This window comes from Umezawaea sp., assembly GCF_036375055.1.
GTDB lineage: Bacteria > Actinomycetota > Actinomycetes > Mycobacteriales > Pseudonocardiaceae > Umezawaea.
The window spans coordinates 40,124-51,517 of the sequence record NZ_DASUSQ010000067.1 but is presented as its reverse complement, the minus strand read 5'-3'; the positions used below and the strand labels follow the sequence as shown (position 1 = coordinate 51,517).

The 11,394-nt window shown below is 71.6% G+C and carries 9 protein-coding genes; 7 read left to right on the top strand and 2 right to left on the bottom strand.

What is annotated here, in order from left to right; translation table 11 throughout:
- Window positions 1–926 precede the first annotated feature (926 nt).
- Window positions 927–1,202 (top strand): hypothetical protein, encoded by a 276-nt coding sequence (locus VFZ92_RS18705; protein ID WP_330877237.1) that lies wholly within the window; start codon window positions 927–929, stop codon window positions 1,200–1,202.
- 43 nt (window positions 1,203–1,245) lie between these two features.
- Here VFZ92_RS18705 and VFZ92_RS18700 read toward each other — a convergent pair whose 3' ends face one another.
- Both VFZ92_RS18700 and VFZ92_RS18695 read right to left on the bottom strand, forming a co-directional pair.
- Window positions 1,246–1,959 carry a M23 family metallopeptidase gene (locus VFZ92_RS18700; RefSeq protein WP_330877241.1) on the bottom strand — a complete coding sequence of 238 codons (714 nt, stop codon included), beginning with the start codon at window positions 1,957–1,959 and terminating at the stop codon, window positions 1,246–1,248.
- A gap of 270 nt (window positions 1,960–2,229) precedes the next feature.
- Window positions 2,230–3,255, bottom strand: coding sequence for an esterase/lipase family protein (locus VFZ92_RS18695; RefSeq protein ID WP_330877236.1), 1,026 nt, complete (start codon window positions 3,253–3,255; stop codon window positions 2,230–2,232).
- Window positions 3,256–4,094: 839 nt separating this feature from the next.
- Between VFZ92_RS18695 and VFZ92_RS18690 the strand changes: the two genes are divergently transcribed.
- The 6 genes from VFZ92_RS18690 to VFZ92_RS18665 all read left to right on the top strand — a co-directional run bounded on the left by VFZ92_RS18690 (window position 4,095) and on the right by VFZ92_RS18665 (window position 11,377).
- Window positions 4,095–5,777 carry a hypothetical protein gene (locus VFZ92_RS18690; RefSeq protein WP_330877235.1) on the top strand — a complete coding sequence of 561 codons (1,683 nt, stop codon included), beginning with the start codon at window positions 4,095–4,097 and terminating at the stop codon, window positions 5,775–5,777.
- 58 nt (window positions 5,778–5,835) lie between these two features.
- On the top strand, window positions 5,836–6,237 hold the full coding sequence (locus VFZ92_RS18685) for a cobalamin B12-binding domain-containing protein (RefSeq protein WP_330877234.1): 402 nt from the start codon (window positions 5,836–5,838) through the stop codon (window positions 6,235–6,237).
- Between the two features lie 303 nt (window positions 6,238–6,540).
- Window positions 6,541–7,710, top strand: a complete 1,170-nt coding sequence (gene sucC, locus VFZ92_RS18680; protein ID WP_330877233.1) for an ADP-forming succinate--CoA ligase subunit beta — start codon at window positions 6,541–6,543, stop codon at window positions 7,708–7,710.
- Window positions 7,711–7,713: 3 nt separating this feature from the next.
- Window positions 7,714–8,604 (top strand): succinate--CoA ligase subunit alpha, encoded by an 891-nt coding sequence (sucD, locus tag VFZ92_RS18675; protein ID WP_259627726.1) that lies wholly within the window; start codon window positions 7,714–7,716, stop codon window positions 8,602–8,604.
- A gap of 353 nt (window positions 8,605–8,957) precedes the next feature.
- Window positions 8,958–9,653, top strand: coding sequence for a DUF5336 domain-containing protein (locus VFZ92_RS18670; protein WP_330877232.1), 696 nt, complete (start codon window positions 8,958–8,960; stop codon window positions 9,651–9,653).
- A gap of 113 nt (window positions 9,654–9,766) precedes the next feature.
- Complete coding sequence (locus tag VFZ92_RS18665; protein WP_330877231.1) at window positions 9,767–11,377, top strand: DUF6350 family protein; 1,611 nt, start codon at window positions 9,767–9,769, stop codon at window positions 11,375–11,377.
- Window positions 11,378–11,394: the final 17 nt, after the last annotated feature.

The following is an 11,394-nucleotide window of genomic DNA, read 5'->3' as shown; positions in this document are numbered from 1 at the left end:
CGGACACCCAGAACGCCGCCGCCCTCTCCGACGGGCAGGCGGCGTTCTGCGCTGCCGGAAAGCCGCAGCACCTCACCACACGGCGCCAACAACCCCCGCCGACCGCCCAACCGACCGGCGTCCCGAGCGGGGCCAACCGACTCGGGCCAAGCCCAGCCCCCTCCCTGCCCCCGATCCGAAGCGCCCTCACGGCACGCACGGCCGTGAAGACAATGGCGCGAGCGGGGGAGGGTTGGCCCACGACCGCCCACATCGCCGAAAAAATGTCGTACCCCACCCGTAGCGTGTGACTCGGGGGCCCTTCTCAACAGGAGGACCCTCAATTTCCGACGCGCTCCAGTTCCATTTATCCGAACGCCACCCCTCCCCACTCCCCATCGGCGATCCCAGCCGACCACCGGCCTTTCCCGCCACCCACCAAGCCGCCCATCGGCCCTTTCCCCGCTACCCGACCGCCTTTCCCCATCACGCACCAGGCCATCTCCCACCGCCCACCAGGCCGTCCCCCTCTCTGCCCACCAGGCCGTCCCCCTCCGCGTCCACCAGGCCCGTCCCTCCCCCCTTCCACCAGGCGTTCTCCCCTCACCCGACCCATTCCACACCGCACCCGAAATTCATCCCCGACCCCCGGCAACCTGTCCCGCCCCCACGCGTCCTAGTGGTTGTCGGAAGCGGTCTGGCCCCCATTCGGGGTGGGGGAACCAGGGGGAACCCGCGGAGGGCGAAAAGGGGATCGGGGTGCACCGCGCAGGGCGGAGCACTCATCGCAAGGGGGAGAGGTGCAGTCGGGGAACCGGCCGGGTCGCGCAAGCGGCCCGGCCTTTCCGCACCTCAAGGGCTACACGACCAAAAATTGTCGGTGCCGTCCGCTTACATGACCCCACGCGACCACGGACCAACGAGGTTCGGAAGTGGGGGTGCTCGGTGTGGATGAGGTCTTGGCTCGGTTGCTGCACGAGCGTGTTGTCGGCTATCTCGACGCCGTCGACCGCCTGGCGGCGCTGGAGGAGTCGCGCACGACCGCTTTCGAGGCCCGCAGGCTGGCCGCCGCCTGGCGGGCCCTCCTGGGCCTCCACGGCCTCGGCAGCGGCTGCAAGGCGTGCGCCAGGGGTCCGCGCATGTGTTCGGTCTGGCGGGTGGCGTGCGGCTACTTCGTGCACCGGCTCCCGTGGGAGCGCCGCCGCTTCCGGTTCCGCGAGTGACGTGGCTCCGCCGCGCGTCGTGCGCGGCGGAGCGGTACCGCTGCTAGAGGGTGACGCCGCGCTCGTTCAGCCAGGGCAGCGGGTTGATCTTCATGCCGCTGGCGTTCCACACCTCGAAGTGGAGGTGCGGGCCGGTGGAGAAGCCGCGGTTGCCGACTTCGGCGATCTGCTCGCCCGCGCGGACCTTCTGGCCCTTCTGCACCGAGAAGCTGTTCATGTGGCCGTACACCGTGACGGTGCCGTCGGCGTGCTCGATCCGGACCCAGAGCCCAAATCCACTTGCCGGACCGGCCTCGATCACGACACCATCCGCGACGGAGTAGATCGGGTCGCCGATCGGGCCCGCGATGTCGATGCCGTAGTGCATCTCGCCCCAGCGGCCGCCGTAGCCGGAGGTGAAGATGCCGGGGGCGGGGCGGACGACCTTGGGGCGCTTGGCCTCGATCTCGTCGGCTTCGCGCTTCTCCGTGATCCGCTGGCTCTTGGCGAGCTTGCTGGCCTCGGCGGAGGGGTCGACGAGCTTCGCGACGGGCAGCACCTGCGGGGCGGCGGCGGGGGCTGTGCCACCGACGCCGAACGCGGCCGCGCCGTCACTGGCCTGGGCCAGCGGCGTCACCTCGTCGGACGAGCCTGCGCCGACTGCTTGCAGGGTCTGACCTGCACCTGCGGCGGCGAAAGCACCGACCGCGACAGCGGCGACGACGATCCGTCCACGCAGGGCGGACGGTGGCGGCGGCAGGCGGTGAGTGCTCACCACTCGGGTCGAGGCGCGGGAGACTGCCTCGTCGAGCACATCGGTACCTGCTTGGCCGCCGGGGGAGCGGTGTTGAGACAAAGCCGGGCCTTCCGTGTTCCGGGGAGTCCAGTCGGACCCGGGCGGGGGATCCCGGAGAGTCGGTCGGGGTTCCGACTCTGTGTCCTTGCATGTGACCAGACCGTGACAACGGACCGGGGGAACATAACGGGATGGGTGTCCCGTCGGCAATCCCCGTCGTCGATGTCTACCGAATAGCGGTTAGCGCGGGGGTTAGGGGCATGAGCCGTGACGCTCTGTCACACCCGAGCCCGCAAACCCGGCGCGTCCAGGCGTGATGCGGTGTTGAGGGGCGTCATCCGAACGGGTGATAGCCGCCACCACCGTGTGCAGAGTGCGCGGATCGACGGGCAGGGACAGGTGACCTGAATCACGTATCTGGTGCTCTTCGACGAGCAACCCCGGATGGGTCAACCGGGCGTTCCGCTGCGGCACGATGACCTGGTCCATCTCGCTCCACACGACGACGAACCGCGTGCGGCAGGGCTTGCCGGGCTCCGCGAGTTCGGTGAGCAGGTCCGAGCCCGGCCGCAGCTGCCGGATCAGGGGGGTGGGGAGGAGGTAGGCGGCCAGCGTGCCGTTGTGGGGTGTGCCCAAGGTCACCAGGGTGCGCACCCGCGCGTCGCCGTGCAGCCGCTGCACGTAGTACCGCGCGATCAGGCCGCCGAGGGAGTGGCCGACGACGTGGACCCGATCGGACCCGGTCTGCTCGCAGATGCGTTCGATGTGCGCGCCCAGCAGCGCGGCGGAGCGGCGGACGTCGCCGGTCAACGCCGTCAGCACGCTGTAGTTCACCGCGTGCACGACGCCGAAGCCGCGCCTTCGCAGCGCCCCCGACAGCACTGCGAAGGCGGACCTGTTGTCCCCGATCCCGTGGACCAGCACGATGGGGGTGCCCGCTGCGTCCATCGCTGAAACCACCAGGCCGCGCTGCCGGGGTGGGAGCAGGTCCGTCCGGTAGTGCCGGAGGTGTCCTTCGGGCCGCAGCTGCTGCGCCACGACGCCCCACGGGTAGAGCAGGGCGTGCGTCGCCATCCAGGCGGCTTCGACGGCGACTCCGCGCACCCCGCCGACGGTGACCGCTGCTTTCAGGGCGGTGAACGTCTGGTCGGACACGTCGCGGACCACGTGCAGACCGGAATCGGCACGTCGCAACAGCGCATCCGTCACCCGTCGCAGCCCGAGAGTCCCCATAAGGGTGAAGGTAGGACATCCCACCGACATCGAACGAGCGCCCACTTCGGGTGTTCCACGGCCGACCGACCGATCACCACCCGCGAAAGCCCCAACCGCACCAGGACCCGCCCGACCCCGCTCAGCCGACCCGCTGCCCGCCGACCCGCTGCCCGCCGGCCCGCCCTCTGCCAGCTCGACGTCTGCGGACCCGCCCTCCGCCGACGCTCCCGCTCCATCTCGACGCCCGGACCGGACGGCCCCGGAACCGCTCACCGACCCGGCAGACCGAGCCACCTCCTGATCCGGACGGGCCGGCAGGTCTGGCCGATCAGCCCGCGCTCCACCAGCCCGTGTTCGCAGCCCGCCAGCGGTTTCTCGCGCCCCATCGGCTGTTTCTCGCGCCCCGCTGACCGGCCCTCGTGGCCCGCTGGTTCGTTCCTGCGGCTCATCGACCGGTTGTCGCTGCCCGCTGGTTGGTTCTCGCGCCCCGCTGACCGACCCCCGAGGCCCACCGGCTCGTTCCTGCGACCCACCGACCGGTTGTCGCTGCTCATCGGCCAGCTCCCCCAACCCGCCAGCCCGTCCCCCCGACCCGCCAGCCGCGTCCCGCAACCCACCGACCAGATCCCCCGACCAGACCCGATCCAGCCCAGCCGCCACCCCACCGACCGACGCTCTCGCCGACACCCCAGGTCACCGCCCCCGCAGCACTCCCCGCACCCGCACTCCCCACTCCAGCGTGCCCGGCCCGGCTCGTCCTCCACTAGACGCCGGCTAAACCCCGCACGCACCCAGCACAACCACGAACCGGCCCCCACCCCGTTGCCCCGTTCAGCCCAGCGAGGGCCCGCGCGGCGCACGTGCCCGCACACTCGATCACCGGACTTGCTAGCGTCGAGCCGATGACCCGAACCACCCGTGACACCGTCGTGGCCGGCGCTGATCCGGCGTCTCCGGCGTCCGTCCGGCTCCGAGTGGCCTTCGGGCTGGCCGTCGTGGGCGCGCTGCTCTCCGCCGCGGCCCCGCTGGTCGGTGTGGTCGGCGAGGGCACCGCCCCGGCGTTCACCGCCTGGCCCCTCCTCCTGCTGCTCGCGCTGCTGCCGGTGGCGCTGGCGGCGACGTTCCTGCGGAACCACCCCACCGTGGCGGCGGGTGTCCTGGCCGTGACGGCCTTCTTCGCCCCCGGTCGTCTGCTGGTGGACCTCCAGATCACGGTCGACACCACCTACACGACCCGCCCGGAGCTGTTCCGCCCCACGAGCCTGACGCCGTTGACCCCGAGCACGGGCCTCTGGCTGCTCGTGGCGGGTCACCTGCTGGTCCTGGCGGCGGGCGCGGTGGCGGCCACCAGCACGCCGTCGGACGACGGCGACGCCGACCAGGCGGGCACGCGCAAGTTCCTCGGCCTGGTGGTCACGGCGGGAGCGCTGGCGGCGATCGGCCTGTTCATGGCCCCGATCACCTCCACCGACCCCCTGGTCCCCACCGGCGGTCCCTTCGACGCGCCCGCGCTGGCCATGATCGGCGGCCTCCTGCTGGCCGCGGCGGCCCCGGCGGCCGGTGTGCTGGCCGCGAGCAACCCCGACCCGGAGAACCGCCGCGGCGGACTCCTCGCGGTGGCGGCGGCGCTGGCCGCCCTGGCTCTGCCCCCGCTGGTGGCGGGCCTGGTCGCGGACGGGCTCGGTGTGTCCGTCGGCTCGGTCCTCCTGCTGCTGGCGGCCGTGGCGCACGCCGTCCTGGCCAACGTCCTCGGCCGCGGTGCCGAAGCCGCCGACCCCACCGAGCAGAAGGCCGTGGAACTCCCCGGCCTGCGCCGCCTGCACCTCATCGCGGGCGTCCTCGGCCTCCTCGCCGCCGCGGCGGCCCTCGGTGGAGCGCTGAGCCCCCAGCTGGTGGTCCCGGACGGCCTGCCGCTCCCGGTCGGCTACGCCGAGCGCCTCCTCTGGCCCGCGCTGGTCGCCGTCGCGGTGCTGTCGGCCGCCGTGATCGCGGGCAGGGCCCGCCCCGCCTTCACCGTCGCGCTGGCCGCGCTGCCGCTGGCCGCGGGCAGCGCGCTGGACGCCGTCTTCGCCGCCACCCAGATCGGCTCGGTCACACCGGGCAACGGCATCTGGTTCACCGTCCTGTCCGTGGTCCTGGCGGTCGCCGCCGCGGTCACGGCCGCGCTGGCGGGCGCACTGGAGCGGGAGGAGACCGAGCCGCCGACCAGGTCGCCGACGCCGCTGCCGACGGTCGCGCTGGTCCTGATCGGCGCGCTGCTCGCGCTCGGCGCGTTCGCCCTCCCGGTCCTGAGCGCCCCGGACTTCAACCCGGTCGGCCTGCTCGACCTCCGCGTCGGCTCCTGGGGCCTGCTCGCCGGTCTGCTGGCCGTCGTGGCCGCCGCGGGCCTCGCACTGGTGTCACGACCGCCGCACGCCGCCGCGCTGCTGCTCGGCGCGGCCCTGGTGACGGCCGTGCGGGCGCTGGAACACCCGCTCACGTCGGCCCGCGCCGCCGACGCCGCCCCCGGCCCGGGGCTGTGGCTGGCGGTCGCCGCCGTGGTGGCGTTCCTCGCGGGCTCGGCCCTGTCGGCTTCCCGCCGCTGAACCGCCGGCCTACTCTGCGGACGCGGGCGATCCCCGCGCAGACGAACAGGAGACAGCCATGAGTGGTCGGATCCGCGTGGTGGTGGCCAAACCAGGACTGGACGGCCACGACCGCGGTGCCAAGGTCGTGGCGCGCGCGCTGCGCGACGCGGGCATGGAGGTCGTCTACACCGGACTGCACCAGACACCCGAACAGGTGGTGGAGACCGCCCTCCAGGAGGACGCGGACGCCGTCGGCCTGTCCGTGCTGTCCGGCGCCCACATGACCCTGTTCGCGCGGGTCATCGAGCTGCTCAAGGAGAAGGGTGCCGAGGACGTGGTCGTCTTCGGCGGCGGGATCGTCCCGGAGGAGGACGTGCCGAGGCTCGCGGAGATGGGCGTCGCCAAGATCTTCACGCCGGGAGCGACCACGACGGAGATCGTCGACTGGGTCCGCGAACACGTCTCGCAACCCGTCTGAGCACGGCGGGCGGTCCCCTCGACCGACCCCTCCGGGCGTGGTGACCACGTTGTCGTGATCGACCTCACCGTGGTTATGACGGACCTCACCGGGTATGGCGTGCGGACGGTCCACGCAGGTCGATAATCTCTTGCGCAGCCGCGTCCAGCCGGTCCTCGATCACTGCTCAGCCGGCGTTCCAGGTGGTACCTGGTGCGTGTGAGCTCCTGAAGACCGTGCCCTGGGTTCCACCTGGAGCGCCGGACCCTTCGAGGACCACCCCCCAGGACGCGGTGTCCGACACCGACGTCGCAGGAGACCCGAGTGGACCTGTACGAGTACCAGGCGAAGGATCTCTTCGCCGCCCACAACGTTCCGGTACTTCCGGGCGATGTGGCCAGCACCCCAGCCGAGGCCAAGGCGCTCGCTGAGCAGTACGGCACCACCGTGGTCGTGAAGGCCCAGGTCAAGACGGGTGGCCGCGGCAAGGCGGGCGGCGTCAAGCTCGCCGAGACCCCGGCCGAGGCGGAGTCGAAGGCCGAGGCGATCCTCGGTCTGGACATCAAGGGCCACGTCGTCCACCGCGTTCTGGTGACGACCGCGTCCGACATCGCGGAGGAGTACTACTTCTCCTTCCTGCTCGACCGCTCCAACCGCACCTTCCTGGCCATGGCGTCGGTCGAGGGCGGCATGGAGATCGAAGAGGTCGCGGCCACCAACCCCGACGCGCTGGCCAAGATCGCCATCGACGCCATCAAGGGCGTCGACCTGGCGAAGGCCCAGGAGATCGTCGCGGCCGCCAAGTTCCCGGCCGAGGTCGCCGACCAGGTCGCCGACGTCATCGTGAAGCTCTGGGAGACGTTCGTCTCCGAGGACGCCACGCTGGTCGAGGTCAACCCGCTCGTGCGCGACCCCGAGGGCAAGATCGTCGCCCTCGACGGCAAGGTCACCATCGACGAGAACGCCGCGTTCCGGCACCCGGAGCACGCCGCGCTGGTCGACGAGAAGACCGAGGACCCGCTCGAGGCGAAGGCCAAGGCCAAGGGCCTCAACTACGTGAAGCTCGACGGCCAGGTCGGCATCATCGGCAACGGCGCCGGTCTCGTGATGTCCACGCTCGACGTCGTCGCGTACGCCGGTGAGAAGCACAAGGGCGTCAAGCCCGCGAACTTCCTCGACATCGGCGGCGGCGCGTCCGCCGAGGTGATGTCGAACGGCCTCGACATCATCCTGAACGACCCGGACGTGCGCAGCGTCTTCGTGAACGTGTTCGGCGGCATCACCGCCTGCGACGCGGTCGCGAACGGCATCGTGCAGGCGCTGGAGATCATCGGCGACGCGGCGACCAAGCCGCTCGTCGTCCGCCTCGACGGCAACAACGTGGAGGAGGGCAGGCGGATCCTCGCCGACGCCAACCACCCGCTCGTCACCGTCGTCGACACCATGGACAACGCGGCCGACAAGGCCGCCGAGCTCGCAGCAGCGGGGGTCTGACCGATGGCCATCTTCATCAACCAGGACAGCAAGGTCATCGTCCAGGGCATGACCGGTGCCGAGGGCACGAAGCACACCAAGCGGATGCTCGCGTCCGGCACGAACATCGTCGGCGGCGTGAACCCCCGCAAGGCGGGCGAGAAGGTCGACTTCGACGGCAACGTGCTCCCGGTCTTCGCGACCGTGGCCGAGGCCATCGAGGCGACCGGCGCGAACGTCACCGTGATCTTCGTCCCGCCGAAGTTCGCCAAGGACGCCGTCATCGAGGCGATCGACTCGGGCATCGGCCTCGCCGTCGTGATCACCGAGGGCATCCCGGTGCACGACACCGCGAAGTTCTGGGCCCACGCCGTCGCGACCGGCAACAAGACCCGCATCATCGGCCCGAACTGCCCCGGCCTCATCAGCCCCGGCCTGTCGAACGCGGGCATCATCCCCGCGAACATCAGCGGCGCGGGCAAGGTCGGCCTGGTGTCGAAGTCCGGCACCCTGACCTACCAGATGATGTACGAGCTGCGTGACTTCGGCTTCTCCACCGCCATCGGCATCGGCGGCGACCCGATCATCGGCACCACGCACATCGACGCCCTGGAGGCCTTCGAGGCCGACCCGGAGACCGTCGCCATCGTGATGATCGGCGAGATCGGCGGCGACGCCGAGGAGCGCGCGGCGGCGTTCATCAAGGACAACGTCACCAAGCCCGTCGTGGGCTACGTGGCGGGCTTCACCGCGCCCGAGGGCAAGACGATGGGCCACGCGGGCGCCATCGTCTCCGGCTCCGCGGGCACCGCGCAGGCGAAGAAGGAGGCCCTAGAGGCCGCCGGCGTCAAGGTCGGCAAGACGCCGTCCGAGACCGCCGCCCTGATGCGGGAGATCATGCAGTCCATCGGCTGATCGAGCCGCTGGAGCTGACGCACTGGCCGGGCCCCGGTACGGGGGTCCGGCTTTTCGCGCTCTCGGCAGAGGTGGGACTGCGCCATCCGGGTGTGGTGGTCGAGCCCGACCTACGGTGAGTGAGCACTCATCCCCAGAAAGTTGCCCACACCCTGTGGACAACTCCAACTCCTGTGGACAACCCCGCTCGACCTATCCCCAATCGGGCGTTCAGACCCCTGGTTGGCCACGTTCCGTGATCTACTGGCACCCTCAAGTGGCGGAACCAATCCGATCCGGTCATCGTCTGACTAGCCGGATCGGCTAGCGTTTTGCTGCCGCTCGTCGTCCCTCGCTGGAGGAGGAACCTCACCATGTCCGTCCCGTACGGCGCCCCTCAGCAACAGCCGGGGGCACCCGGCCCGGCGCAGCCGGCGATGGGCCTGAACCTGGGCTTCGTCCTTCCGCTCGCCGCGGCCGGTCTCGCGCTGATCTCGTTCCTGCTCGCCTTCGCCGACGACGTCCCGCTGTTCAGCGCGGTCGAGTACATCTACGCGACCGGTGTGCTGGCGGGGCTGTCGGTGCTGCCGAAGGCGCCTCGGCTGCTCTACGCGGCCGCACCCCTCACGATCGTGTCGACGCTGGTCATCCTCCAGGGGATGATCAAGAGTTCCGCCGAGATCCAGGGCATGCAGATCGTCCTGTTCATCGTCTCGCTGCTCCAGACCGCGGCGGTCGTCGGCGGCATCCTCGTGGACGCGGGCATCCTCAAGCTGGAGCCCAAGCCCGCCAACCCGTTCGGCGGCCAGCAGCCGCAGCCCGGCACCTGGAACCCGCAGACCGGCGGTTTCCCGCCCCAGCAGCAGCCGCAGCAGCAGTACGGCCAGCAGCAGCCCCAGCAGCCGCAGCAGCCCCCGACCGGTGGCTTCGGCGCTCCGGTCCAGCCGCAGCAGCAGCAGCCGCAGGCTCCCGGTCCGACGTCGTACCTGTCGCAGCCCGGCCAGTTCGGCCAGCAGAACCCCGGCACGCCGCCCGGCGGCTTCGGCGGTCCGCCGCAGCAGCAGGGCTGAGCCGGAACAGCTCGCGCGGCGGAGGGGTGGCACCGGAATCATCCGGGGTCACCCCTCTTCCGCGTCCGGCGTGCCTCACCTGGATGGCCGAGCGCGACTGACAGAGTGGACCGGTGCCGGTGCTGCAACCCTCCACGCACGGCGGAACCGACGTGCGCCCACCCGAGTTCTCCCGTCCGGAACGCGTCCGGGTCCTGGTGATGACCGCGGCGGGCTCCGTCGTGATCGGCTACGCGGCCGTCGCCGCCCTGCTCGCCCTGATCGCCGCGACGGCCACGAACGCCGCGTTCTCCACGACCGGTGTGCTCACGGCCGCCGCGCCCGGCTGGCTGGTGGCGCACCACGTGCCGCTGCGCTTCGAGGGCGCCGCCCAACTGGGTGTGCTGCCGCTGCTGCCGACCGCGCTGCTGATGCTGCTGGCGGGCCGAGCGGCCGCGGGCGCCGCCGACCGGCTCGGGCTGTACGAGCCGCTCCAGGCCCGCGGTGTGGTGCTGTGCATCGCCGGTGCGCACGCCATCACGGGCGGCACGATCGCGCTGCTGATGGGGGACGGGCCGGTGCGGGCGACACCCGCGGTGGCGTTCTTCGGCTGCGCCGCGGTGTCCGGTGTCGCCGCCACGATCGGGGTCGCCCAGCGCTGCGGGCTGGTCGAGGTGCTGATCGACCGCATCGACCCGGTCGCGCGCCGCGGGATGCGCGCGGGCCTGCTGGCGCTGTTCGTGCTCGGCGGGCTGGGCGCGCTGCTGGTGGCGCTGGGTCTGGCGTTCTCCTGGTCGACGACGAGCGGCCTGTTCGCGGGCGCGGACTCCACGTTCGGCGTCGGCCTCGGTCTCTTCCTGCTGTGCCTCGGCTACCTGCCGAACGCCGTCGTCGCCGCGCTGTCGTACGTGGTCGGCGCGGGCTTCTCGATCGGTCCGGTCGTGATGACGCCGATGCGCTTCGTCGGCGGCGACCTGCCCGCGGTACCGCTGCTGGCCGCACTGCCCGAGCGGCAGCTCGGCTTCCTGCCCGGCCTGCTCCTGCTGCCGCTGCTGCTCGGCGGTGTGGTGGGCTGGTACTGCCGCAAGATCTCCGAACGGCCGTCGACCCGCCTGCGCGCGGTCCTCGTCGCGGGCGTGACGGTCGCCGTGGTGTCGCTCGTGCTCGCCGCGACGGCGGGCGGCAACCTGGGTGACGGCCCCTTCAACCCGGTCACCGTGCCCGCGGGCCTGCTCACGGTGCTCGTGCTGGGCTGGATCGTGCTGCCGGGGTCGTTCGTCGCCTGGTTCGCGGGCCCGCGGCCCAAGCGCGTGCGCGCCGCGGAGGCCCCCGAGGTCGAGCGGATCCCGGACGAGGCGGAGGCCGTCGCCGAGGACGGCGAGGAGGACTTCGACGTCGAGGACGAGGACTACGAGGACGTCGACGAGGAGCTGGCCCTCGAGGACGAGCTGGCGGAGGAGTTCGAGGAGTCGGAGGACGACTACGACGACGAGCCGCTGGACGACGCCGCCGAGGACGAGCTGGACGACTACGACGACGATCCGGGAGCGGACGCCGACGACGGCATCGACCACGACGACATCGACGACGATGTCGACGACCCCGACGAGGACCCGGACGACTCGGAGGACGCCGTCGACGAGGCGCCCGCGGACGACGAACCCGGTGATGAGCCCGGTGGTGGACCCGAGGACGACCCGGACGACGGGTCCCCGGAACCGGACCTGACCGGCAAGGCCCGCTAGGCAACGCCTACGCTTGG

Bases quoted from the DNA above. Each gene is read 5' to 3' on its own strand.
- VFZ92_RS18690 (WP_330877235.1), top strand. From the start codon at position 4,095: ATGACCCGAACCACCCGTGACACCGTCGTGGCCGGCGCTGATCCGGCG.
- VFZ92_RS18685 (WP_330877234.1), top strand. From the start codon at position 5,836: ATGAGTGGTCGGATCCGCGTGGTGGTGGCCAAACCAGGACTGGACGGC.
- sucD (WP_259627726.1), top strand. From the start codon at position 7,714: ATGGCCATCTTCATCAACCAGGACAGCAAGGTCATCGTCCAGGGCATG.
- VFZ92_RS18670 (WP_330877232.1), top strand. From the start codon at position 8,958: ATGTCCGTCCCGTACGGCGCCCCTCAGCAACAGCCGGGGGCACCCGGC.